This is a genomic window from Amycolatopsis sp. Poz14, from assembly GCF_006704225.1.
In the GTDB taxonomy this organism is placed as follows: Bacteria; Actinomycetota; Actinomycetes; order Mycobacteriales; family Pseudonocardiaceae; genus Amycolatopsis; species Amycolatopsis nivea.
In genome coordinates, this window is the sequence record NZ_JACLHD010000001.1 from 1,185,990 (window position 1) to 1,209,777 (window position 23,788).

The 23,788-nt window shown below is 68.9% G+C and carries 25 protein-coding genes; 14 read left to right on the forward strand and 11 right to left on the reverse strand.

Annotation, left to right across the window (positions count from 1 at the left end; all coding sequences use genetic code 11):
* Positions 1-25: 25 nt before the first annotated feature.
* Entirely contained in the window at positions 26-1,285 is a 1,260-nt protein-coding gene (locus FKO37_RS05915; protein WP_238603927.1) for an MFS transporter, read from the reverse strand.
* A 92-nt stretch (positions 1,286-1,377) separates the two neighbouring features.
* Between FKO37_RS05915 and FKO37_RS05920 the strand changes: the two genes are divergently transcribed.
* Positions 1,378-2,535 carry a glycosyltransferase gene (locus FKO37_RS05920; protein ID WP_037808388.1) on the forward strand — a complete coding sequence of 386 codons (1,158 nt, stop codon included), beginning with the start codon at positions 1,378-1,380 and terminating at the stop codon, positions 2,533-2,535.
* A 421-nt stretch (positions 2,536-2,956) separates the two neighbouring features.
* Here FKO37_RS05920 and FKO37_RS05925 read toward each other — a convergent pair whose 3' ends face one another.
* Positions 2,957-3,631, reverse strand: coding sequence for a Crp/Fnr family transcriptional regulator (locus tag FKO37_RS05925; protein WP_009084463.1), 675 nt, complete (start codon positions 3,629-3,631; stop codon positions 2,957-2,959).
* A 159-nt stretch (positions 3,632-3,790) separates the two neighbouring features.
* Entirely contained in the window at positions 3,791-4,042 is a 252-nt protein-coding gene (locus FKO37_RS05930) for a hypothetical protein (protein ID WP_037369289.1), read from the reverse strand.
* 237 nt (positions 4,043-4,279) lie between these two features.
* On the opposite strand from FKO37_RS05930, the gene nth reads away from it, so the two are divergent.
* The 4 genes from nth to FKO37_RS05950 are packed head-to-tail and all read left to right on the forward strand — an operon-like array spanning position 4,280 to position 7,467.
* Entirely contained in the window at positions 4,280-4,963 is a 684-nt protein-coding gene (gene nth / locus FKO37_RS05935) for an endonuclease III (protein ID WP_238608221.1), read from the forward strand.
* Positions 4,960-5,562: a TlpA disulfide reductase family protein gene (locus tag FKO37_RS05940; RefSeq protein WP_037808386.1), complete on the forward strand. Its 603-nt coding sequence runs from the start codon at positions 4,960-4,962 to the stop codon at positions 5,560-5,562. The genes nth and FKO37_RS05940 overlap by 4 nt, the downstream gene beginning before the upstream one ends.
* Entirely contained in the window at positions 5,559-6,275 is a 717-nt protein-coding gene (locus FKO37_RS05945) for a CoA pyrophosphatase (RefSeq protein WP_037808385.1), read from the forward strand. The genes FKO37_RS05940 and FKO37_RS05945 overlap by 4 nt, the downstream gene beginning before the upstream one ends.
* Positions 6,276-6,282: 7 nt before the next feature.
* Positions 6,283-7,467 carry a MarP family serine protease gene (locus FKO37_RS05950; protein WP_037808384.1) on the forward strand — a complete coding sequence of 395 codons (1,185 nt, stop codon included), beginning with the start codon at positions 6,283-6,285 and terminating at the stop codon, positions 7,465-7,467.
* 216 nt (positions 7,468-7,683) lie between these two features.
* Here the strand turns inward: FKO37_RS05950 and FKO37_RS05955 are convergent, their stop codons facing one another.
* The 3 genes from FKO37_RS05955 to nhaA are packed head-to-tail and all read right to left on the reverse strand — an operon-like array spanning position 7,684 to position 10,363.
* Positions 7,684-8,601 carry an alpha/beta fold hydrolase gene (locus tag FKO37_RS05955; RefSeq protein ID WP_238608222.1) on the reverse strand — a complete coding sequence of 306 codons (918 nt, stop codon included), beginning with the start codon at positions 8,599-8,601 and terminating at the stop codon, positions 7,684-7,686.
* Positions 8,602-8,621: 20 nt separating this feature from the next.
* Positions 8,622-9,119, reverse strand: coding sequence for a phage holin family protein (locus FKO37_RS05960; protein WP_134728516.1), 498 nt, complete (start codon positions 9,117-9,119; stop codon positions 8,622-8,624).
* 59 nt (positions 9,120-9,178) lie between these two features.
* Complete coding sequence (gene nhaA, locus FKO37_RS05965; RefSeq protein WP_238603928.1) at positions 9,179-10,363, reverse strand: Na+/H+ antiporter NhaA; 1,185 nt, start codon at positions 10,361-10,363, stop codon at positions 9,179-9,181.
* 288 nt (positions 10,364-10,651) lie between these two features.
* On the opposite strand from nhaA, the gene FKO37_RS05970 reads away from it, so the two are divergent.
* The gene (locus FKO37_RS05970) at positions 10,652-12,109 is read left to right on the forward strand and encodes a peptide MFS transporter (RefSeq protein ID WP_037808380.1); all 1,458 of its coding nucleotides are present in this window, start codon (positions 10,652-10,654) and stop codon (positions 12,107-12,109) included.
* Here FKO37_RS05970 and FKO37_RS05975 read toward each other — a convergent pair.
* Positions 12,106-12,828 carry a VIT family protein gene (locus tag FKO37_RS05975; RefSeq protein ID WP_037808379.1) on the reverse strand — a complete coding sequence of 241 codons (723 nt, stop codon included), beginning with the start codon at positions 12,826-12,828 and terminating at the stop codon, positions 12,106-12,108. The two genes, FKO37_RS05970 and FKO37_RS05975, sit on opposite strands and share 4 nt — an antisense overlap.
* Positions 12,829-12,949: 121 nt before the next feature.
* Here FKO37_RS05975 and FKO37_RS05980 point away from each other — a divergent pair, with 121 nt between their 5' ends.
* Positions 12,950-13,288 carry a cupin domain-containing protein gene (locus FKO37_RS05980; protein WP_238603929.1) on the forward strand — a complete coding sequence of 113 codons (339 nt, stop codon included), beginning with the start codon at positions 12,950-12,952 and terminating at the stop codon, positions 13,286-13,288.
* 63 nt (positions 13,289-13,351) lie between these two features.
* Here FKO37_RS05980 and FKO37_RS05985 read toward each other — a convergent pair whose 3' ends face one another.
* The 3 genes from FKO37_RS05985 to FKO37_RS05995 all read right to left on the reverse strand — a co-directional run bounded on the left by FKO37_RS05985 (position 13,352) and on the right by FKO37_RS05995 (position 16,681).
* Positions 13,352-13,867 (reverse strand): DUF6319 family protein, encoded by a 516-nt coding sequence (locus FKO37_RS05985; RefSeq protein ID WP_043827095.1) that lies wholly within the window; start codon positions 13,865-13,867, stop codon positions 13,352-13,354.
* 137 nt (positions 13,868-14,004) lie between these two features.
* Complete coding sequence (acs, locus tag FKO37_RS05990; protein WP_037808375.1) at positions 14,005-15,984, reverse strand: acetate--CoA ligase; 1,980 nt, start codon at positions 15,982-15,984, stop codon at positions 14,005-14,007.
* Between the two features lie 118 nt (positions 15,985-16,102).
* Positions 16,103-16,681, reverse strand: coding sequence for a GNAT family N-acetyltransferase (locus tag FKO37_RS05995; protein ID WP_134728513.1), 579 nt, complete (start codon positions 16,679-16,681; stop codon positions 16,103-16,105).
* A gap of 113 nt (positions 16,682-16,794) precedes the next feature.
* On the opposite strand from FKO37_RS05995, the gene FKO37_RS06000 reads away from it, so the two are divergent.
* The 6 genes from FKO37_RS06000 to FKO37_RS06025 all read left to right on the forward strand — a co-directional run bounded on the left by FKO37_RS06000 (position 16,795) and on the right by FKO37_RS06025 (position 22,270).
* Complete coding sequence (locus FKO37_RS06000; protein ID WP_037808373.1) at positions 16,795-17,292, forward strand: phosphoribosyltransferase; 498 nt, start codon at positions 16,795-16,797, stop codon at positions 17,290-17,292.
* The gene (locus tag FKO37_RS06005; protein WP_134728512.1) at positions 17,289-18,011 is read left to right on the forward strand and encodes an oxidoreductase; all 723 of its coding nucleotides are present in this window, start codon (positions 17,289-17,291) and stop codon (positions 18,009-18,011) included. Before FKO37_RS06000 ends, FKO37_RS06005 begins: the two co-directional genes overlap by 4 nt.
* A gap of 29 nt (positions 18,012-18,040) precedes the next feature.
* Complete coding sequence (locus FKO37_RS06010) at positions 18,041-18,268, forward strand: hypothetical protein (RefSeq protein ID WP_134662040.1); 228 nt, start codon at positions 18,041-18,043, stop codon at positions 18,266-18,268.
* A gap of 93 nt (positions 18,269-18,361) precedes the next feature.
* The gene (locus FKO37_RS06015; protein ID WP_238603930.1) at positions 18,362-19,111 is read left to right on the forward strand and encodes a 3-hydroxybutyrate dehydrogenase; all 750 of its coding nucleotides are present in this window, start codon (positions 18,362-18,364) and stop codon (positions 19,109-19,111) included.
* 34 nt (positions 19,112-19,145) lie between these two features.
* Positions 19,146-20,453, forward strand: coding sequence for an MFS transporter (locus tag FKO37_RS06020; protein WP_134728510.1), 1,308 nt, complete (start codon positions 19,146-19,148; stop codon positions 20,451-20,453).
* Complete coding sequence (locus tag FKO37_RS06025; RefSeq protein ID WP_238603931.1) at positions 20,450-22,270, forward strand: GAF domain-containing protein; 1,821 nt, start codon at positions 20,450-20,452, stop codon at positions 22,268-22,270. The genes FKO37_RS06020 and FKO37_RS06025 overlap by 4 nt, the downstream gene beginning before the upstream one ends.
* On the opposite strand, the gene FKO37_RS06030 is transcribed toward FKO37_RS06025, so the two are convergent.
* Positions 22,255-22,824, reverse strand: a complete 570-nt coding sequence (locus FKO37_RS06030) for a TetR/AcrR family transcriptional regulator (protein ID WP_238603932.1) — start codon at positions 22,822-22,824, stop codon at positions 22,255-22,257. The genes FKO37_RS06025 and FKO37_RS06030 overlap by 16 nt on opposite strands.
* 88 nt (positions 22,825-22,912) lie before the next feature.
* Between FKO37_RS06030 and FKO37_RS06035 the strand changes: the two genes are divergently transcribed.
* Positions 22,913-23,788, forward strand: coding sequence for an aldo/keto reductase (locus FKO37_RS06035; RefSeq protein WP_037808367.1), 876 nt, complete (start codon positions 22,913-22,915; stop codon positions 23,786-23,788).

Below are 23,788 nucleotides of genomic sequence, written 5' to 3' on the forward strand. Positions count from 1 at the left end.
GGCACCAGCCGTAGGAAGAACCGAGCTACCCAGCAACCCCGACAAGAGCACCGTCAGCAGGCGCCGGCGAAGCAGCCCGCACAGTCCCGCGCAGCAGCCACACCACCACTGCCAACACGACACCGGCCACGCCAGCAGCCAGGAAAGCTGCAGCCGTCCCGGAATGTTCGACCAGGTAGCCGCTCACCGATTGGCCTGCCGCTAGCCCCAGCGTCACCGCCGTGAGGACCCAGCCGAATGCCTCTGCCGCGGTGCCGCGCGGGGCGACGACCTCGATGGCCGCGGAGTGGGTCGTCGACTGGGGAGTGATCATCGCGCCGGCCAGCAGCATCAGCAGCGCCAGGGCCCACAGGCTCGACGGAAGCGCAAGCAGCGCAACGAAAGCGCCGAAACCGCCCAGCAGGATCGGCAGGCGCAGGCCCAGGCGGCGCGGCCACGGGTGCAGGCTGTAGGCCACGCCGAACGCCACCGAACTCAACGACCACGCGGACAGCAGCAGGCCGCTGAGCGAGGGGTGGCCGGATTCCGTCGCGGCGGCGGGCACGGCGACCTCCACGAACCCGATCACCATGCCGAAACCGAGCGCGGCCAGCGCGAGCGTCCGCATTCCGGGGCTGGCCAGCGCGCCGAGCAGCGGCGTCTTCGCCTTCGGGGCCGGACCCCACGCGCGCACGGTCGGGTTCAGCGCGAACAGCACCGCGCCGGTGACCATGGTGATCGCGCCGACGACCATGCCGGTGCCCGCCCACGGCGCGGTGATCAGCAGGCCCGCGATGCCGGGGCCGAGGATGAAGAAGACCTCCATGCTGATCGCCTCATAGGACAGCGCGGCGTTGCGCGCCGGTCCCTCCGGCAGGATTTTCGTCCACAGCGCCCGCGACGCCGAGCCGACCATCGGCTCCGAAAGGCCGGTCGCGGCGGCCAGCGGGATCAGCACGAACGTCGGCAGGTGCGCCTCGATCGCGATCGCGAGCGACGCCATCGACAGCGCGAACACAGCGGCGACGACCAACAGCGGACGGCTCGGCCCGAACCGGTCGATCAGCCTGCCCTGCACGACCGCGCCCACCGAGACCCCGGCGAGCGAGCTCGCGGAGACCAGCCCGGCGGCGGCGAACGAACCGGTTTCGCGCTGCACGTACAGCAGCGCGGAAATGCCGATCATCGCGATCGGGAGCCGGGCGAGGATCGACGCGATCACCGGGCCGCGCGAGCCAGGGGCGGTCAGCGCGGCGCGGTAGTCGGCGAGCGTGGTGCGGCCTTCGGAGTGGGCAGACTGGGACACGCGTACTAGTATGACGAAATTGGTACGGAGGTACCAGTAATTTCCCGGTCATCTTGGTCACGCCCGATCGGGTAAGTCAGTACGCTCGCGCGATGCGGCTGATGTTCTCCTCCGGAGCTGGGTACAGCCATCTCGCGCCGATGCTTCCGCTCGCCAAGGCGGCCCGCGCCGCTGGGGACGAGGTCGCGTTCGTGACCGGCCCGGAAGCCGTTCAGTACCTGGAAAACACCGGTCTGCAGGCGGTGTCGGTGGGGCAGCCGAGCGACCCCGCCGCCGCGGCCTCGATGTGGCAGCGGGCTCGCGAGGAGATGGCCGGGATGACCGCGGACGAGCGGCTCTCCCACCTGGTCGCCGAGTACATGGTCGGGCTCGGTGCGGCCGCGCGGCTCGACGACATGGTCGAGTTCGTCCGCGACTGGCGGCCGGATCTCGTCATCGCCAACCTCGCCGAACGCGCGGCCGTGATTGCTGCGTGCCTGTCCGGCGTCCCGTACGCGATGCACGCGATCGGTCCGCCGAAGTCCGCCGCGACGATGGAGCGGGCGTGGGAAGTCGCGAACGGTCTGGTCCGCGAACGCGGGCTCGACGAGCTGCCGCCGCGCGACGCCGTGCCGTACCTGGACTTCTGGCCGACGGGATTGATCCCGCCTGACGTCGCCTGGGAGTACCCGACGCGCTGGCCGCTCCAGCCCGCTGGCGTGACGCCGACGCCCGGTCCGCGCCCGGCAGTCCTCGACGGGCTGCCCTACGACCGGACCGTCTACGTCACCCTCGGCACCACTCACAACGCGCGACCCGGCGTACTGGAGGGAATGGTGGCCGCGCTGCGCGACGAGCCGGTGAACGTCGTGGCGACGATCGGCCGGGACGGCGACGTCGGCCGGTTCGGACAGCAGCCGGACCACGTGCGGATCGAGCAGTTCGTGCCGCAGACGCAGCTCCTGCCCGCTGTCGACGCGGTGGTCTGCCACGGCGGCTCGGCGACCGTCCTAGGCGCGCTCGCGCACGGCGTGCCGCTGGTGGTCCTGCCGTTGGCGACTGATCATTTCGAGGTCGCCGCGCAGATCCAGGCCGCGGAAGCCGGAATCGCGGTCGACTCCGGCGACGGAATCCTCGATGCGGTCCAGACGGTGCTCGCGGGTCCGGCCTACCGGGCGTCCGCGGCGGCGCTGGCCGCCCAGATCGCTGAGCAGCCCGCTCCGGCGGCGGTGGCGGCCCGGTTGCGTGACCTAAAGGTCTCGATCCGATAACACCAGCTGGATTCTTCGTGAACTCGTGCAACGAAGACGCGGTCTTGGCGTCCTTGAGGGTGAATGGCCTTGAATTCGTGAGTTTTGGCCGTGATGGTTGAACGACAGCCCATTACGGGCTGGACAGCACTGCAGCACCCAGCTCCCTCCGGCATATGGGTCGGGGCCTGGTCCGGAGGGCGGGGAGCGCGGGTCGTCGGGGGATGATCCGTGCGCAGGCGAGGAGCCGGTGCGCCACGTCGGGGGTGGCGCCCGGCTCCTTGTCATTTTCCCGGCCGGACCGGCCGAAACCGGCGGCGACACGGGGCCGGCGCGGAATGCCGCTCTTGTGGGGGACAGTCCGGTATGCACGCACGAAGGCCACCCCCAGTAGGAGGCGGCCTTCGAAAAACCCGTGCGGATTAACCCACTCGGGGGAAGATTAGCGGGCGCGGCGAGCGAGTCGCTCCGGGTCGAGGATCAGCACGCTCTTGCCCTCGAGCCGCAGCCAGCCGCGGTGCGCGAAGTCGGCGAGCGCCTTGTTGACGGTCTCGCGGGACGCGCCGACGTACTGGGCGATCTCTTCCTGCGTCAGGTCGTGCGTGACCCGCAGCAGGCCCGCCTCCTGGCTGCCGAAGCGCTGCGCCAGCTGCAGCAGCGCACGGGCCACGCGGCCGGGGACGTCGGTGAAGATCAGCTCCGCGACCATGTTGTTCGTGCGGCGCAGGCGGCGCGCGACGACGCGCAGCAGCTGCTCGGCGATCTCCGGGCGGGTGGCGATCCACTGCCGCAGCGCCGGGCGGTCCATGGTGACCGCGCGGACCTCGGTGACCGTCGTGGCGCCGGACGTGCGCGGGCCGGGGTCGAAGATGGACAGTTCGCCGAACATGTCGGACGGACCGGCGATCCACAGCAGGTTCTCGCGGCCGTCCGGGGACTTGCGGCCGATCTTCACCTTGCCGGACTGGATGATGTACAGCCGGTCGCCCGGCTCGCCCTCGTTGAAGATGACATGGCCGCGGGGGAACTCCACGGATTCCAAGGTCTGGGCCAGCGCCTCCGCCGCTGCCGGCTCCACACCCTGGAAAATGCCCGCACGGGCCAGGGTTTCGTCCACCTCGGGTGCCTCCTCGTCGAGAAACGATCACTTCCTTCGCAGGTCGAAGGCAGTGTCGCCGATCACTTTCGCGTCAGTCTAGGGCGTGTCGGGCAGATCGCTCGTCAGCTCGCCGCGCCCGGCGCGGCTGCCTGGAACGATCACGTCCGACTGAGCAGCCTAACTCCGCACCTTGCGCGCGCGTAGCCTGGCTGCCCGTCCGCCGAGCCTGCGGAGCCGGAACAGCTCGAGCGCGCGGCCGATCCCGTGCCCGTACAGGGCCCTGACCTCGTTGGGCTGGGCCTGCTCCAGGAACTCCTCGACCTCGTTCTCCTGAACCGCGACGTGCTTGAGCCTGCTCTCGACCCGTTCCATGAACAACGCGAAGAACATGATCACCAGCGGGACCAAGATCACGAACCACACGGTCATGCCACAGCTCCGCTGTTTTCGGTGACGCACTCGGTCATGGATCTCCAGATCCTCGCTCAGGGCGGACGCGCGGCCCGCAGAGGTGGTGCTCTGGCGGTTCGGCCGTCCACCGGCGGATGCTCCCGACCGGCTCGTCCGACTCGCCCGTAGGCTATCGGGGTGCCCCCTGTTGTCCCGAACGGGCCCCGCGCGGACCGCGAAGAAAGCCGGCTCGCTCTCGTGAGACGCGCCCGGCGGATGAAACGTTGCCTCGACGAGGTTTATCCGGACGCGAAGGCCGAGCTGGACTTCACGAATCCGCTGGAACTGCTGGTCGCGGTGGTGTTGTCGGCGCAGACCACGGACGTGCGGGTGAACCTCGTCACGCCCGCGTTGTTCAAGAAGTACCGCACCGCGGCCGATTACGCCGGAGCGGAGCGCGCCGAACTCGAGGAATACCTGCGCACGACCGGGTTTTTCCGGGCGAAGGCGAATTCGCTGATGGGTCTCGGCGCGGCGCTCGTGGAGCGCTACGGCGGCGAGGTGCCGAAGAAACTGGACGACCTCGTCACGCTGCCCGGCGTCGGCCGCAAGACCGCGAATGTCGTGCTCGGCAACGCTTTCGACGTGCCGGGAATCACAGTGGACACTCACTTCGGCCGTCTCGTGCGGCGCTGGGGCTGGACCGCGGAAGAGGATCCGGTCAAGGTCGAGCACGCGGTCGGCGAGCTGATCCCGCGCAAAGAGTGGACCATGCTGTCCCACCGCGTGATTTTCCACGGCCGCCGCGTGTGCCACGCCCGGAAACCGGCCTGCGGCGCGTGTCCGCTGCGCAAGGACTGCCCGTCGTTCGGCACCGGGCCCACCGAGTTCGAGGTGGCCGCGAAACTGGTCAAGGGCCCGGAGAGGGACCACATTCTCGAGCTGGCGGCGCGCGGGTGACTGCAGTCACCAAATGGGCGCTCGGGGTCGCGGTGCTGGCGGTGGCCGCGTTGGTCGCCGTCCTGACGCTGCGCGGCGGCGATTCGACGGCCGCGCCGCCCGCGTCCGGCGACCTCACCGCGGCGCGCGCGGCGGCGAAGCTCCAGGCTTGTCCGCCCGCCGCGGCGAAGGCGGTCGGCCAGCTGTCCGGGATCGAGGCGGACTGCCTCGGCGACGGGTCCAGGGTGGACGTCGGCAAGGTCCTCGGCGGCGGTCCGGTGCTGGTCAACGTGTGGGCGTCGTGGTGCCAGCCGTGCCGCACCGAACTGCCGGTGCTGCAGCGGTACGCCGCCGAGCCGGGTGCGGTGCGCGTGGTCGGCGTGCAGGTCGCGAGCCCGGCTTCGGACGGGCTCGGCCTGTTCCAGCGACTCGGCGTGCACCTGCCGTCGCTCTACGACGGCGACGGCCAGACCGGTCCCATCCGCACCGCGCTCAAGGTGCCCTCGTCGCTGCCCGCGTCGTACCTGGTCACCGCGGACGGCCAGGTCCGGTTCATCGCGAACCCGCGGGTGTTCGACAACACTGACCAGGTGCGCGCTGCTGTGAAGGACTACTCATGACCACCGGACCGCTCGTCGAACCCGAAGCCGTGCCGGAATGGCTGCGGCCGCTGGTGAAGGTGTCCGGCGAGGTCGACAGCCGCACGTTCACCCGGTTCAGCCCGCCGGAAGACCTGCTCACCCGCGCCGCCGCGGTGCTCATTCTCTTCGGCGAACGGCCCGGCGGAGACGGTCCGGACGTCCTGTTGCAGCGGCGGGCGGACACGCTCGGCTCGCACGCCGGGCAGGTTTCGTTCCCCGGCGGCGGCGCGGAGGACGGCGACGACGGCCCGGTCGGCACGGCGCTGCGCGAGGCCGAGGAGGAGACCGGCGTCGACCCGTCGGGGATCCTGCCGGTCGCGGTGCTGCCAGAGCTGTTCGTGCCGGTGTCGAGGTTCGCGGTGACGCCGGTGCTGGCGCATTGGCACACCCCGTCGCCGGTGCGCGCGGTCGATCCGGCCGAGACGGCGGCGGTCGCGCGGGTGTCGCTGGCCGACCTCGCCGACCCGGCCAACCGGTTCACCGTGCGCCGCGGCGACGCGTCGTGGCGAGGTCCGGCGTTCACCGTCGACGGCCTGTTCGTCTGGGGTTTCACCGCCGGTCTGCTGTCCGTGCTGCTCTCGCTCGGCGGCTGGGAACGGGAGTGGGACACCGGCGATGTGCGCGAGCTTGACGTAGCGTGGGCCGAACATCAGGGCCGGTCGGCGGCCCGGGACGGTTCTATCGAGGAGTGACGGCGCGGTGAACTGGGTCGATGTCGTCGTCCTGCTGCTTGCGGTCATGGCCGCGGTTTCCGGTGCGTTCCAGGGCGTGATCGTCGCGCTGCCCGCGCTCGTGGGCGTCGCGCTGGGCGCGGTGGCCGGGGTGAAGCTGGCGCCGTTCGTGATCAGCCTTTTCGACAGTCCGGTCGCCAAGGTGGCTTTCGCGTTCGCGGTGGTCGTGTTCCTGATCGTGCTCGGCGAGACGCTCGGCGTGTGGGTCGGGCGGAAGCTGCGGCAGAAGATCAATCCGGACAAGCTTTCCGGCATCGACAAGACGCTCGGTGCGATCTTGCAGGCGGCCGCGGTGTTCGTGGTCGCTTGGCTGGTCGCTAATCCGTTGACTACGGTGTCGGCGATTCCCGGGTTGGCTAAGTCGATCAACTCGTCGGTCGTGCTGGGTGAGGTCAACGACCTGATGCCTGCTGAGGCGCAGGGGCTTCCCAGTGATCTGCGGAAGTTGCTTGACGCGTCTGGGTTTCCGTCTGCGTTGTCGCCGTTTGAGAAGGCGCCTTCGGCGGATACGCCGCCGCCGGATACTTCGCTCAATGTGTCCGCTGTGGCTAAGCGGGTGCATCCCAGTGTGGTGAAGATTCGGGGGAACGCGCCTTCTTGTTCTCGGGCGCTTGAGGGCAGTGGGTTTGTGGTTGCGCCGCAGCGGGTTATGACCAATGCGCATGTGGTGGCGGGGACTGACGAGGTCGGGATTGAGTCGACTTCGGGGGATTATCGGGCTCGGGTTGTTTACTTCAATCCGGAGGTTGATATTGCCGTGTTGGCGGTGCCTGGGTTGAAGGCGCCGGTGTTGCCGTTCGCGCCGCAGACTGCTCGGGCTGGGGATAATGCGGTGGTGTTGGGGTATCCGTTGGATGGGCCCTATACGGCTACTCCGGCTCGGGTTCGGGGGCGGATTAATTTGCGGGGGCCGGATATTTATGACTCTCGTACTGTGCAGCGGGATGTGTTTACTGTGCGGGGGACCGTGCGGAGCGGGAATTCCGGGGGGCCGATGATTACTCCTGACGGGGATGTCATCGGGGTGGTGTTTGGGGCTGCGGTGGAGGATCCGGATACCGGGTTTACGTTGACCGCGGATCAGGTGCGCAGTGAGGTTGATGCTGCTTCGTCGCAGACTGCTCGGGTGGGGACTGGGGCTTGCGCTAGTTGACGCTGCCTCGGCTCGTCGCCTGGCGGCGACATTGCGCGCGTGGTTGCGTGGGGCACCCCGAAGCTCGATTGTGCTGACGGTCTGGGGGTGCTTGTCAAGGCGGGAAAGATGCCTTGACAAGCACCCCCAGACCGCAGGGGAGCTTCGTATCGGGGTGCGGGGGAGGGGCTGGGTGCTTCGCTTGTTGGGTGGGTCTGTTGCGGGTTGTTGTTGTCGTTAGCGGATGAAGTCCACAACGGACTTTGTTACTCGGTCTGGGTCTTCTAGCTGGGGGAAGTGGCCGATGCCTGGCCAGAGTTTTGGTTCGCTGTGCGGGCCTGCCCAGTGGACTGACGCCAGTGCGGTTTCCGGGAGGATGCAGGTGTCGTCCGCGCCGTGCAACTGCAGTACGGGGGCGGTGATGCGGGCGTTGACTGCGTCGGTGAAGCGTCTGCCTTCGCCTCGGAACTGGGCGCGGAAGGCCCAGCGGTAGTACTCCAGTGCGGAGTGGGCGACGCCTGGGACCAGCATGGCCTGGCGGAATGGCGGCAGGGTCTCGGTGAAGTCCGAGGAGGAGCGCCAGGTCTCGCCGGACCATTTGCTGAACAGTTCTTCCACTGCCGCCGCGTTGTCGCGGACCAGCCATTTTTCCGGGGCCATCGGTACCTGGAAGCGGAAAAGGTGGCCTGCGGCGCGGATCTGGCTGCTGGTGCGCTTCACCGCCGACTTGAACGCTAACGGGTGTGCGGCGCCGATGGCGGTCACCGAGGACACCAGGCGGGGGTGCAGTGCCGCGACTGTCCAGGCGAGCATGCCGCCCCAGGCGTGGCCTACCAGGTGTGCCCGGCGGGCGCCCAGGGTCTTGATCAGGCCGCCTACGTCGCCTGCCAGGGTCCACGCGTCATAGCCGCGCGGGGGTTTGTCCGAGTCGCCGTAGCCGCGCAGATCTACCGCTACCGCGCGGAAACCGGCGTCGGCCAGTGCGGGCAGCTGGTGTCGCCAGGTCCACCAGAAACCCGCGAACCCGTGCAGGAGCAGCACTAACGGGCCCTCGCCGCATTCGGCTACGTGCAGGCGGATGCCATTGGCCGAGACGTCGCGATGCGTCCACGGCCCGTCGACCCGCACGCTCGACGGGTCCGGCGTCAGCTCCACCACCGGCGCGCGGGCTGGCGTCAGCCCTGCGTCGAGGGCAGGTCGTCGTCTTCGACCGGCTTGCGCTTGAACGCCTCGGCCGTCTCCTTGACGCTGCTGATCGTGCGTTCCGGCGCGCGCAGCTTCTTCACCTTGCGCCAGCCGAGGAACGCGGTCGCGCCCACGGTGATCAGCATCAGGCCGAACACCGTCGCGAACGCGGGCCAGCGGATGCCCCACCAGTCCGACAGACCCTCGGCGATCAGCAGGAACAGGAAGAAGGTGCTGTACAGAAAGACGGTGAGGGCGATCAGGAAGAAGACCGTCCCCTTGAGCGCCTTCTTCGCTTCCTGCGCCAGCTCGGCTTTCGCCAGCTCGATTTCGGCGCGGACCAGCGTCGACAGGTGCTGGGTGGCGTCGCCGACGAGCTTGCCGATGGACTGCTCGCTCGCCGCGGCTTCCTCGTCGCTGGACAGGGGCAGGTACGGCACGGCCCCCACGCCGTCGGGGCTGGTGCGCTCGTGTTTGGGGCTGCTCACTGGGTCATCGTGCCACGTGGCCGTACGCGAGGCGCGACGGACCGGCGGGAGTGTCGGGATCAACCCGCCTTCGCGTGTACCCGGCTGCGCCGCAGGAGCAGCACGGCGGCGGTCAGCGAGGCGATCGCGGAGGCGATCAAGACGGCCGCCTTGGCCACTTCGGCCATGTCCTCGGGCAGGGCGAGTTCGGCGATCAGCAGGCTGACGGTGAACCCGACGCCGCCGAGCACGGACAGCGCGGCCACGTCTCGCCAGCTCATCCCGCTGGGCTTTTCCGCCACGTGCAGCTTCACCGCCAGCAGGCTCGCCCCGAAGATGCCGACGAACTTCCCGGCGACCAGTCCGATGAGGACAGCCAGCGGCAACGCGGTGGTGAAAACCGTCGACAGCGCGTCGCCGTTCACCGAAATCCCCGCGGCGAACAAAGCGAACACCGGCACCGCCACCGCCGCTGACCACGGCTGCAAGCGGTGCTCGAGCCGGACCGCGGGTGCTTCCTCCTCGCCCTCGTCCTCGCGGACGCGAGTGAGCAGCCCGAGCGCGACGCCGGCGATCGTCGCGTGGATGCCCGCCGAATGCACCGCGACCCAGGTGATCAGCGCGATCGGCACGTACAGCCACGGCGTCCGGACGCGCTTGTGCTGCAGGAAGGCGTAAAGCCCGAGCGCGACCACCGCGACCGCCGCCGCGATCAGGTTGAAACTGCTGGTGAAGAGGATCGCGATGACGAGAATCGCGCCGAGGTCGTCCACCACGGCAAGGGAAAGCAGGAAGACCCGCGCGCTGCTCGGCAGGTTCGAGGCGGTCAGCGCGAGCACGCCGAGCGCGAACGCGATGTCCGTGGCCACCGGGATCGCCCACGCCCGGTCGACGCCGGGCGTGCCCCAGGCGATCGAGAGCGCGAGCACCGCGGGCACGACCATCCCGCCGACCGCGGCGATCACCGGCAGCACCGCCTGCCGCCACCGCGACAGCTCGCCGACCACCAGTTCTCGTTTGAGCTCAAGCCCCGCGACGAAGAAGAACAGCGCGAGCAGGCCGTCCTTCGCCCAGTCGCCGAGGGTGAGGTTCAGGTGCAGGAACTCCGGGCCGAGCCGGAAGTCGCGCAATGCCTCGTAAGCGGGCGCGAGCGGCGAGTTGGCCCAGACCAGGGCGACCGCGGTGGCGGCGAGCAGGATCAGCCCGCCAGTGGTTTCCGTGCGCAGGAAACGGGCGAATTCGGCGACGGCGCGGGCTGGGGTCACGAAAAACTCCTTGGGGGGACGGCGGCTCTCCCGCCGACCAGACTTCCCGGCACACCGATGTTCAGTTTACCGTCCGCAGTCGCCGATTACCGCCCGTTGTGACGAACGGCAAACCCAGGACTGCCCGATGACGCTCGCATCTGGCCGAGTCGCACGCAAACGCAGGTCCGCCCATCGCCGCGGCCAAGTTGTCTAGTCCATACTGACGCCGGTTTTTCGTTCACCTGTTCGCCTTCTAGCATGCGAGGAGAGAACGACAACGATGTTGAATACAGGGACGAGGCAGTAGTGAGCACCCCTATCGACGCCCAGGCCGACACCAGATTTTTCGGGCACCCGAGGGGGTTGGCGAACCTCTTCGGCGTGGAGATGTGGGAGCGCTTCTCCTTCTACGGGATGCAGGGCATCCTCGCCATCTACCTCTACTACCAGGCAGACAAGGGCGGCCTCGGGATCGACCAGAGCGCCGCGCTCGGCATCGTCGGCGCGTACGGCGGCACGGTCTACCTCGCCACGGTCGTCGGCGCGTGGATCGCCGACCGGCTGCTCGGCTCCGAACGCACGCTGTTCTACAGCGCCATCGTGGTGATGATCGGGCACATCGCGCTGGCCGTGCTGCCCGGCCTGACCGGCGTCGGCGTCGGTCTCGCGTGCGTCGCGCTCGGGTCCGGCGGGCTCAAGGGCAACGCGACCTCGGTGGTCGGCACGCTGTACGCCGAAGGCGACGAGCGGCGCGACGCCGGATTCACGATCTTCTACATGGGTGTCAACATCGGCGGGTTCATCGGCCCGCTGCTGACCGGGCTCGCCCAGCAGAACGGCGGCTTCCACCTCGGCTTCGGGCTCGCCGCGATCGGCATGGCGCTCGGGCTGATCCAGTACACGATCGGGCGGAAGAACCTCGGCGCGAAGGCGTCCGAGGTGCCGAACCCGCTGCCGTCCTCGCAGCGCGTGCTCGTGATCGGCGTGGCCGTGGTGATCGTCGCCGCGGTCGTCGCGCTGATCATGTCCGGCGTGGTCACCCCGGACAACCTCGCCGACGTCGTGGTCTACGTGGTCGTCGCGATCTCGGTGGTCTACTTCGTCGCGATCCTGTCCAGCAAGAAGATCACCTCGGACGAGCGCAGCCGGGTGCTGTCGTTCATCCCGATGTACATCGCGAGCGCCGCGTTCTTCTCGCTGTACCAGCAGCAGTCGACGGTCGTCTCGGTCTACAGCGACCAGCGGCTCGACCGCGACCTGTTCGGCTGGACGATGCCGGTGTCCTGGGTCAACTCGATCAACCCGGTGTTCATCATCGTGTTCGCCCCGATCATCGCGGCGGTCTGGACGAAGCTCGGCCCGAAGCAGCCGTCGACGCCGATGAAGTTCGTGCTCGGCACGGTGCTCATGGGCGTGGCGTTCCTGCTGTTCCTGCCGATGGCGCACACCGGGCAGAACGGCAGCCCGCTGCTCGCGCTGGCCGGCATCCTGCTGGTGTTCACGATCGCCGAGCTGATGCTGTCGCCGGTCGGGCTTTCGCTGTCGACGAAGCTCGCGCCGGAGGCGTTCCGGACGCAGATGGTGGCGCTGAACTTCCTGTCGGTTTCGCTGGGCACGGCGATGTCGGGCAAGCTCGCGCAGTCCTACGACCCGAAGGACGAGGTGCCGTACTTCAGCATCATCGGCGGCGTCGCGATCGTGGTCGGCGTGGTGTTGCTCGCGCTGATCCCCTTCATCCGCAAGTTGATGCGCGGGGTTCACTAACCCACGGTGGTGCCGAAAAGCACTCCGACGAAGTAAGTGACGAGCATGGTGAGGGCGCCGACGCCGACGTTTCGGACGATCGCGCGCCCCGCCTGCGCGTTGCCGAGCCTCGCGCTCACGAACCCGGTGAGCGTGAGGCCGACGACCACCGCCAGCGCGCACGCCCAGACGCGGACGCTGACCGACGTCCAGGCGATCGCCAGCAACGGCAGCAGCGCGCCGACGGAGAACGCCAGCAGCGACGCCCACGCCGCCTGCCACGGGCTGGTGAGGTTGTCCGGGTCGATGCCGAGTTCGGCCTCCGCGTGCGCCTGCAGCGGATCCTTGTCGGTCAGTTCGCGCGCGACCTGCTTCGCCAGCTCCGGCGAGAGGCCCTTGTCCTCGTAGATCTGCGCGAGTTCGCGTTCCTCGGCCTCCGGCATCGTTTTCAGTTCGTGCTTCTCGAGCCGCAGCAGCGCGCGTTCGGTGTCGCGCTGGGTGCTCACGCTCACGTATTCCCCGCCCGCCATGGAAAACGCGCCCGCGACGAGCCCGGCAATTCCGGCGGTGAGGATCGTGGTGCTGTCGGTGGTGGCCCCCGCGACGCCGACGACGATGCCCGCGACGGACACGATCCCGTCGTTCGCGCCGAGAACCCCGGCGCGCAGCCAGTTCAGCTTGCCGCCGAGGTCCTCGTGCGGTTCGTGCGCGTGCACCGCGTCGCCCATCGTTTCGGTCACGGCTTCAGTGAATCACGGAAATTGTTTCCGCGCGACATTTTCCCGGATTGCAGGAATTCGGTTAAGAAAGGCAATCCTCAATGAATTGTGCCTTGCCTGACCGGGCGAATAGGCTGCCGGGATGGAGCGGGAGTGGCGGACGTTGTCGGTGGTGGAGGGCGTGGCGTTGCACGGCGGCACCGGGCTGATCCGGGAGCGGGCGCGCGCGGAACACGGTCTGGCGTACGAAATCCGCTATCCGGCGGGCGTCGCGTCGGCCGAGCACAGCCACGACCACGACAGCATCGTGCACGTGCTGGAAGGGCGGCTGCGCGGCACGGTCGACGGCGTGTGGTCCGAACTCGGGCCGGGCGACGTCGTGGTGCATCCGCGCGGCGTGCGCCACCACGTCGAAGCGCTGACCGACAGCCGGTGGATCGAGTTCAAAGCCCCGCTGCCGGGGCGGCCGCCGGTGGGCTGAAACGACGAACGCCCGGGTCCGGAGCCACGAGTGGACACCGGACCCGGGCGAACCGGGTCTGACTCAGTTGTCGAGCTCGGCCAGCGCCGCCTTCGCGGCTTCCAGCTCGGCCTCGAGCTGCGCGACCTTCGCGGCCTGCGCCTCGCGGGCGGCGTTGATGACCTCGTCGATCGGGCCGGACAGGTCGTCGTGCAGTTCCTTCGCCGCACGCGAAACCGCCGCGGCCGGAACGGCAAGGCCCTTCGCGACCCACTTGGCGCCGTTCTTCAGCTCGGCCTGCCACTCGCCGTCCGCCGTGCCGGTGACGGTGAGCGTGAGCTCCACGGTGCGGGTCTTCTTCGCCGTCGACGCCGCGGCCTTCGGGCGGCCGCGCTTCGGCTTCGGCGATTCGACCGCCGGGGTCTCCTCAGCCTGCGAAGACTCCGGCTTCGGGGCGTCCGCCGGGGCGCTCGAAGCTTCGGGAGCGGCGGTGGGCTCGGCGACTTCCGGGGCCTCCGGGGTGCCGGCGGCCTGCGGCGATGACTCCGCCGCCGGCCCGGCCGCAGTGTCCTCGTCGTGCGTCAAGGCTTCCACGGACATTCGTGTCGTCTCCTTGCCCGGATCTGGGTTGGGTACGCGGGCATCTTAGAACATGCGTTCGATGCCCGCACTTTCAGGGGATCAATGCAGGAAGGGACCCTCCCAGCCGGGAGGGTCCCTTCCTGACGGTGAAGAACTTACTCCTCCTTGCCGGAGTTCAGCCCGGAGGAGATGAGGTCCATGACCGACGAGTCGGCGAGCGTGGTGACGTCGCCGATCTGCCGGTTCTCCGCGACGTCGCGCAGCAGCCGGCGCATGATCTTGCCGGAGCGGGTCTTCGGCAGCTCGGCCACGACCATGATCTGCCGCGGCTTCGCGATCGGCCCGATCTCCTTCGCGACGTGGTTGCGCAGCTCCTGCACCGCGTCATCCCCGCCGTCGACCGCGTTGCCGCGCAGGATCACGAACGCGACGATGCCCTGTCCAGTGGTCGGGTCCGTCGCGCCGACGACGGCGGCCTCGGCGACCGTCGGATGCGACACGAGCGCGGACTCGACCTCGGTGGTGGAGATCCGGTGCCCGGACACGTTCATCACGTCGTCCACGCGGCCGAGCAGCCAGATGTCGCCGTCCTCGTCGTACTTCGCGCCGTCGCCCGCGAAGTAGTAGCCCTGCTCGGAGAAACGGGACCAGTAGGTGTCGCGGAAGCGCTCGTCGTCGCCCCACACGCCGCGCAGCATCGACGGCCACGGCTTGTCCAGCACCAGGTACCCGCCGCCGCCGTGCGGGACCTCGGTGCCGGTGTCGTCCACGACCTTCGCCGAGATGCCCGGCAGCGCGCGCTGCGCGGAACCCGGCTTGGCGGCGGTGACGCCGGGCAGCGGCGAGATCATGATCGCGCCGGTTTCGGTCTGCCACCACGTGTCGACGACCGGCGTCTTGTTCGCGCCGATCTTGTCGCGGTACCAGATCCAGGCCTCGGGGTTGATCGGCTCGCCCACGCTGCCGAGCACCCGCAGCGAGGACAGGTCGTACTTCGCCGGGATGTCCTCGCCCCACTTCATGAAGGTGCGGATCAGCGTCGGCGCGGTGTAGTAGATCGAGACCTTGTACTTCTGGATGATTTCCCAGTGCCTGCCCTCGTGCGGGGTGTTCGGCGTGCCCTCGTAGACGACCTGGGTCACGCGGTTCGCCAGCGGTCCGTACACGATGTAGGAGTGTCCGGTGATCCAGCCGATGTCGGCGGTGCACCAATAGACGTCTTCGCCCGGCTTGTGGTCGAACACGACATTGTGGGTGTACGCGGTCTGGGTCAGGTAGCCGCCCGAAGTGTGCAGAATGCCCTTCGGCTTACCGGTGGTGCCCGAGGTGTAGAGGATGAACAGCGGGTGCTCGGAATCGAACGCTTCCGGCTTGTGCTCGGTTGACTGCCCGTCGACCAGTTCGTGCCACCACAGGTCGCGGCCCTCGGTCCACGGCGTCTCGCCCTCGAGGTCGCTGCCGGTGCGCCGGACGACGATGACCTTCTGCACGGTTTCCGCGCCCTGCAAGGCTTCGTCGACGTTCGCCTTCATCGGCGCGGCCTTGCCGCGGCGGTACTGGCCGTCCGACGTGATCACGATCTTCGCCGCCGCGTCGTCCACCCGCGCGCGCAGTGCCGTCGGCGAGAAACCGCCGAACACCACGCTGTGCAGGGCTCCGATGCGCGCGCACGCCAGCATCGCGAAAATCGCCTCGGGCACCATCTGCAGCTGGATCGCCACGACGTCCCCGGCGACGACGCCCAGCGACGACAGCGCGTTCGCGGCCTTCGAGACCTCGTCCTTCAGCTGCGCGTAGGTGATGTCGCGCGTGTCGCCCGGTTCGCCGACCCAGTGGATCGCGACCTGGTCCCCGTGGCCGGACTCGACGTGCCGGTCCACGCAGTTGTACGCGACGTTCAGTTTCCCGCCCACGAACCACTTCGCGAACGGAGCATTGGTCCAGTCCAATACCTGGGACCACTTCGTGTCCCACGACAGCCGCTCCGCCTGCCCGGCCCAGAACTGCTCCCGGTCAGCGTCCGCCGTCGCATACATATCGGCCTTCGCGTTCGCCTGACCAGCGAACTCGTCGCTGGGAGGAAACGTGCGGCTCTCCGTGAGCAGGTTGTCCAACGCTGGGGACTGCTCGGTCATGGTGCAAAGCCTCCTGTAGTGCGAACCCGCGGCTCAGGGAACGCTAGCGACGTTAGTCCGCCTACGACAAGGTTGCAGCCACGTTGCGCGCACAGCGCCAAGCGGAGTGCGGCGAGGCTCAGCCGAGGCGGGCGAGCAGCCGGGCACGGGCGCCCGGCCACTCGGCGTCCGTCATCGAGTAGAGCACCGTGTCGCGGGTCGTGCCGTCCGGACGGATCCGGTGCGCCCGCAGCACCCCTTCGCGCAGCGCGCCGAGCCGTTCGATGGCGCGTTGCGAACGGAGGTTGCGGTTGTCGGTTTCCCACGCGACGCGCTGGGCGCCCCAGTCCTCGAAGGCGTTGCGCAGCAGGAGGAATTTGGACTCGGTGTTGAGCGCCGTGCGCTGGAAATCCGCGCCGATCCAGGTGTGCCCGATCGAGAGGATCCGGTGCTTCGCTACTACCTGGTAATAAGAAGTGGTTCCGGCGACGCGGCCGGACGCGACGTCGATCTGCGCCCACGGGCGGCGGTCCTGGTCGGCGAGCGCGTCCTTCACCATCGTCTCGGCTTCGCCGAGGTCGGCGGGCTGGCGGAGGCTCAGCCAGGCCCAGATGCCCGGGTCGGCTCCGGCTTCGAGCAGGCCGGCGGCGTGCTCGAGGCCGAGGGGTTCGAGCCGTACGTGGCGGCCGGACAGAATGGGGTGCTCGCTCCAGGTCACGGGCTCACGCTACGGCGACGAGTGGCTGTGTCGAAGTGCCATTTCCCAGTCATTTCAGCAGTCCACTTTACGGCCGCTTATGCTCGGCGGACCACCCGAGAAAGAGAGCGCGCATGGCCGAGGAGCGAGAAAACCTCACCTGGGAGTTGTTCGGTTCGGCGAGCCGGGAGCTGGCGGAGGCGGTGGCCGAGGACGGGTTCGCGCCCGACCTCATCCTGTCCATCGCGCGCGGCGGGCTGTTCGTCGCCGGCGCGCTCGGGTACGCGCTCGACGTGAAGAACCTGCACGTGATGAACGTCGAGTTCTACACCGGCGTCGACCAGCGGCTGGACCTTCCGGTCATGCTGCCGCCGGTGCCCAACGTGGTGGATCTCACACACAAGAAGGTGCTGGTCACCGACGACGTCGCGGACACCGGCGCGACGCTCAAGCTGGTCCGCGACTTCTGCGCCGACCACGTCGCGGACGTGCGGTGCGCGGTGGTCTACGAGAAGCCCGCCTCGACGGTGAAGTGCGAATACGTGTGGAAGCGGACTGACCGGTGGATCAACTTTCCCTGGTCGGTGCTGCCTCCGGTGGTGGAGCGCGCGGGGCAGGTGCTCGACGCATGAGTGATCCCCTGAAGCCATTGCTGGAGCTCGACGGCGTCGCCGCGGCAGCCAAGGCCGCGCAGGACGCCGTCTTCGCCGTGCACCGGCTGCCCGCGAACCTGCGGGGCGGCGCGGAGACCGCGGCGGAGGCTTCGGTTCGGGCGGCTCGGGCTTCGGCGGGGATCGACGGGGCCAATCCCGAGCTGCCGGAAGACGGTTCGGTGACCGACCCGCTGCTCGCCGGGGCGCTGCGGGTCGCGGAGAAGCTGGAGTCGTTGCTGCCGACGTGGCGGCGGGCTCCGTTGCAGACGGTGGCCCGGCTGCATTTGCTGGCCGCGTCGGACGTGGTGTCCGATCCGGATCAGCTCGGCCGTCCGCAGCGCGGCGGCGAGCGACTGGAGATGCTGGCTCAGCTCGTCACCGGCGCGACCTCGGTGCCCGGGCCGGTGCTGACCGCGGTGGTGCACGGCGAACTGCTGGCGCTGTCGCCGTTCGGTTCGGCGGACGGGGTGGTCGCCCGGGCGGCGGCTCGCCTGTCGATGGTGGCCACCGGGCTTGACCCGAAGGCGTTGACGGTGCCGGAAGTCGCCTATTTCCGGCGGGTGCCGCGGTATGTCGAGCTGGCGCAAGGGTTCGCTGGCGGGACGGCCGACGGCGTGCGCGAGTGGCTGCTCTTCTGCTGCGAGGCGTTCGAAATCGGGGCGAGCGAGGCGCGGAGCATCTCGTCGGCCGCTGGCTGACCCGGGCCGAGCTGTGTGATGCTGAAGGCATGATCAAGCCTGGAGGACGCGACCTCTGCCGTCGGCGACACGCCGAAACCGGCGCGGAATGCTGCCTGCCGGATACCCATTACCCGCGGCCGCATTGCGACGTCTCGGGAACCAGTTGGCACGACGGCCTTTGCCCGGACTGCCATGGCGGTGGTGCCGTGTTCGACGCGGTGTGTCCCACCTGCAACGGCCACGGGTTCGAGCTGATCGTGATGGACGAAGATTAAGCTTCCAGCGTGGGCTGACCACATAGAGAATCAGCGTTCTGTGGTGGATTGACCCATGGTCGCCCAGGTCGGAGCGACTTACTGTTTCCGGCCATGACCAGTGACAGTTCCCTCGCCGGGCGCACCGCGCTGGTGACCGGCGGCGGCAGCGGCATCGGGCTGGCCTGCGTGCGGGCGTTCGGCGCGGCCGGGGCCAAGGTGCACGTCGTGGACGTCGCCGGGGCGGAGGCGGCTGCCGCTGAGGTCGGCGGGCAGGCGCACGCGGTGGACCTGACCGACGCGGCGGCGCTGGCGAGGCTGCCCGCGGACGTCGACGTGCTCGTCAACAACGCGGGCGTGCAGCACGTCGCTCCGCTTCCGGAATTCCCGCCGGAGCGGTTCGCCTTCATCCAGTCGTTGATGGTGACCGCGCCGTTTCTGTTGATCCGCCAGTGTCTGCCCGCGATGTACGCGCGCGGCTGGGGCCGGATCGTCAACATGTCCAGCGTGCACGGCGTGCGGGCGAGTCCGTACAAAGCTGCTTACGTCACGGCGAAACACGCGCTCGAGGGACTGTCCAAAGTGGCCGCTCTCGAAGGCGCCGAGCACGGCGTGACCAGCAATTGCGTGAATCCCGGCTACGTTCGTACGCCGCTCGTCACCGGTCAGATCGAAGCGCAGGCGGCCGAGCACGGGGTGCCGCCGGAAGAAGTGCTGGAACAGGTTTTGCTGCGCCGGGCCGCGATCAAGCGATTGATCGAACCCGAGGACGTCGCCGATCTCGTGGTGTGGCTGTGCGGCGAGTCCGCCGGGCACGTCACCGGCGCGTCGCTTCCCGTTGACGGCGGCTGGACCGCTGGCTGAATCCCCCTTTCCCCACAACGGAGTGGAGTCCATTATGGACAAAAAGCTGCTGCGCGTCGTCGGAGCCGGGCTGATCGGAACCACCATCGAGTGGTACGACTTCTTCCTCTACACCTCGGCCGCCGCGCTGGTCTTCAACAAGCTGTTCTTCCCGACCGCCGACCCGCTCACCGGCACCTTGCTGGCCTTGCTCACCTACGCGGTCGGCTTCCTCGCGCGGCCGATCGGCGGGCTCGTGTTCGGGCACTTCGGCGACCGGATCGGACGCAAGAAACTGCTGGTCGTGAGCCTCCTGATGATGGGCGGCTCGACGTTCGCGATGGGGTTGCTGCCCACCTACAGCGCGGTCGGCGTGCTCGCAGCGGTCCTGCTCACGCTGCTGCGGCTGATCCAGGGCTTCGCCCTCGGCGGCGAGTGGGGCGGCGCGGTGCTGCTGGTGTCCGAGCACGGCGACGACCGGCGGCGCGGGTTCTGGGCGTCGTGGCCGCAGACCGGCGTTCCGGCCGGGAACCTGCTGGCCACCGCGGTGCTCACGATCCTGGCATCGGCGCAGTCGGACGCGACTTTCCAGGCTTGGGGCTGGCGGGTTCCGTTCCTGCTGTCCGGCGTGCTGGTGGTGCTCGGCCTGTGGATCCGGCTGGCGGTTTCGGAATCGCCGGTGTTCATCGCGGCGAAGGCTGCCGCGGACGAGCGTGAGCAGGCACCGATTGTCGACGTTTTCCGCGGGCACTTCCGCGCGCTGGCGGTGACGTTCGGCGCGCGCATCGCGGAAAACGTGTCCTACTACGTGATCACCGCGTTCATTCTCGTGTACGTGACCACCGGACTCGGCCTGCCGAAGGCGACCGGGCTGACCGCGGTGCTCGTCGCGTCCGCGGTGCACTTCGTGACGATTCCCTTGTGGGGCTTGCTGTCCGACAAGATCGGCAGGAAGCCGGTGTACCTGTTCGGCGTGGTCGGGATGGCCGCTTGGTCGTTTGGTTTCTTCTGGCTGCTCGACTTGCGCACGACAGGTTCGGTGATCGGCGCGGCGGTGATCGGGCTGGTCGTGCACGGTGCGATGTACGGGCCGCAGGCGGCGTTCTTCGCGGAACAATTCCCGACGCGCGTGCGCTATACCGGGCTTTCGGTCGGCGGCCAGCTGTCGTCCATCGCGGCCGGTGCGGTCGCGCCGTTGATCGCGGTGGCGCTGTTCGAGGCGTACCACTCGACGGTGCCGGTTTCGGTCTACGTGGTCGCGATGTGCCTGTTGTCGCTGGTCGCGCTGCTCGCCGCCCGGGAGACGCGCGGCGCGTCGCTGCACGAGACGGCGGCCGAACGGCAGGCTTCAATGACAGCATGACGGGTGTGGACCCCACTGCCGAGGCGTATCGCCGGCTGCTCGAACTGCTCGCCGCCGGAGCGAGCAGCGAGCAGCTGGCGCACGTCGCTGCCCGGGGGTTGTCCGCGGAACAGTCCGCCGCGATCGGTTCGGCGACCGAGCTGGCGTTGCGGATCCGCGAGACGCTCAGCGAGCACCGGCGGCGGGAAGCCGAGCTGACCGCGTTGTTCGACACCGCCAGCGACCTCGCCCGGTTGCGCGATCCGGACGCGGTGCTGCGGTCGATTGTCCGGCGCGCGCGGACGTTGCTGGGCGTGGACGTTTCGTACCTCAGCCTCAACGACGAGGCGAACGGCGAGACGTACATCCGGGTCACCGACGGGTCGGTTTCCGCGCTGTTCCAGCAGATTGTCCTGGGGATGGGCGAGGGGCTCGGCGGGCTCGTAGCGCAAACCGCGCGTCCCTACGCGACCGCGGACTACTTCGAGGACGAGCGGTTCCGGCACACGAATCCGATCGACGCGGGTGTCCGCGAGGAGGGGTTGAAGGCGATCCTCGGCGTGCCGCTGGCGATCGGCGGCAAGGTGTTGGGCGTGCTGTATGCGTCCGACCGGTCGTCGCGGGCATTCTCGACGGCGGAAGTCGCGCTGCTGTCATCGTTGGCCGCGCACGCCGCGATCGCGTTGGACACCGCGCATCTGCTGGAAGAAACGCGATCCGCGGCCGCGGAACTGAACGCGGCCAACGCGACGATGCGCCGCGCCGACGACGCGCACGACCGGTTGATGGACCTCGTGCTCGGCGGCGCGGATTTGCCTGCGGTGGCGGCGGAAGTGGCCGGTGTGTTGCGCGGATCGATCGCTGTGCACGACGAGGAAGGCGGCCTGCTGGCCGGTACTGCGGTCGATTTTGACGCTGCCGCGGTTGCTTCATCGCACGCCAATGGACGCGCTGTGTCCACAAAGGACGCATGGGTCTGCGCAGTGCGGGCGGGCCGCGAACTGCTCGGCAGCCTGACGCTCTCCGGGCGGCCCGAGCTAGCCGGGGACGATCGTCGGCTCTTTGAACGGGCTGCGGTTGTCACGGCGTTGCTGTTGCTGCTGCGTCGTTCCGTCGCGCAAGCCGAGGATCAAGTACGCGGCGAGTTGCTGACCGACCTGCTTACCGCGCCGACTCGTAACCCGGGCTCGTTGGTCGCTCGCGCACGCCGGTTGGGGGTCGATTTGTCGGCACCGCACGCGGTTTTGGTCGCACATGCGTCCGGCATTTCTCGACGCGGGCTCGCCGCAGCCTGTGCACGGTACGGGGATTTGGTCGGTGTTCACGCGGAGCAAGTTGTCGCACTCGCTCCGGATCAGCCTGTGGCAGCAGGGATCGCGGCCGAGCTGAAGTCCGTTGTGGACTGTCCGGTGACCGTCGGCGCGGCTGGTCCGGCGAGTGGCCCGGAAGCGTTGGCGCAGGCGTACACTGAAGCTGTTCGATGCGTTAATACCCTGCTCGCTCTCGGCCGCGAAGGCGACGGCGCGGCGATGGCCGACCTCGGGTTCCTCGGCGTCCTGCTCGGCAGGCATTCCGACCTGTCTGGCTACGTCCGCGCGACACTCGGACCGGTCCTCGACTACGACGCCCGCCGCGGCACCGACCTTATCGGCACGCTGCGTGCGTACTACGCGGCAGGCGGGAATTTGGCGCGGGCAAAGGAAACCCTGCACGTCCACGTCAACACGGTCGCGCAACGGATGGAACGCCTCGCGGTGCTGCTGGGCGAGGACTGGCGCGAGCCCGAACGCTCGCTGGAGATCCAGCTCGCGCTGCGCGTGCATCAACTCGGCGGCTGACGGACCCCGGCGAGGATCAGATCGAGCATCCGGTCCAGTTGCTCCGGCCCGTCCGGCAGCGTCCGCATGCTGCACGCACCGACCACCGTCACGACCACGTCCTGCGCCCGGACGTCCGTCCGAAGCGTGCCATCGGCCGCGCCCGCGTCCATGATCAGCTGGACGGCCTCGGTCAGTTCGGCGCGGACTTGCGTCATGTCGACCGTGCCCGCCTCGATGATCGCGCGCAGCGTGTCGGCCATGTCGTGCTTCGTGCTCGCGTACTCGGCGAAGCGGTCCATCCACCGGCGCAGCGCGCGAAGCGGCTTCTCGCTCTCAAGCAGCTTCGGCGCGCTCGCGACGACCTGAGCCAACTCGTCCCGGTACAGCGCTTCGACCAGTGCTTCGCGGGTAGGGAAGTGACGGTAGAGCGTCCCGATGCCGACACCCGCTTCGCGCGCGACGCGTTCCAACGTCACTGGCTCGTCGCCTTCGCCGAACGCTTTGCGGGCAGCAGCGAGCAGGCGAAGCCGGTTGCGTTCGGCGTCCGCGCGCGGTTTCTTGGCGCTCGACAAAGCGGAGGGTCCTCCGGTTCTGCTACGGTGGAAATACGGAGGCGCCTCCGCATCATCTTCCACTATGCCACGGCAGGAGTCTTTCCTCATGACGGCAACCACTGCTCCAGGCGGCACCGCGAAGCTCGCCGGCCGCGAGGTCGCGCGGATCGGCTACGGCGTGATGCAACTCGGCCGCCCCGGAACCGACCGCGCTGACCAGGTGAAACTGCTGCGCGAGGCGGCCAACGCGGGTGTGAACCACCTCGACACCGCCCAGTTCTACAGCGACGGCCGCTGCAACGACCTGATCCGCGAAGCCTTCTCGCCCTATCCGGACGACCTGGTCGTGGTGACCAAGGTCGGGGCCGAGGAATCAGCGCAAGGGCTCCGGCTCGCGCAACAGCCCGAGCAGCTGCGGGCGCAGGTCGAGGCCAACCTCGCCGCGCTCGGCGTCGAACAGCTCGACGTGGTCAACCTGCGCCGCGCGGACGCCGGACCCGGCCTGATCGCGGAAGGCGACCAGCTCGTCGACATCGACGACCAGCTCGCCGAGCTGATTTCCCTGCGCGACGCGGGAAAGATCGGCTCGCTCGGGCTCAGCAACGTGTCCGCCGACCAGCTCCGGCACGCGCTCGGAGCCGAGATCGTCTGCGTGCAGAACTCCTACAACGTGCTCTACCGCGCCACGGAACCGGTGCTGGAGCTGTGCCGGGAACACGAAATCGCGTGGGTGCCGTACTTCCCGCTGGGCTCCGCGTTCGAGCTGGGCCAGGACGTGCGCGGCAATCCGGTCGTGACCGGCGTCGCGGCCGAACTCGGCTGCACCCCGGCGCAGGTCGCGCTGGCCTGGTTGTTGCAGCGCTACGCGGGCACGCTCCTGATCGCGGGCACGGCGAGCTCCGTGCATCTCGCCGAAAACCTCGCGGCCGGCCAGGTGCAGCTGCCCGCCGAAGCGGTAGCCGCCCTGGACCGGCTCGGCTGA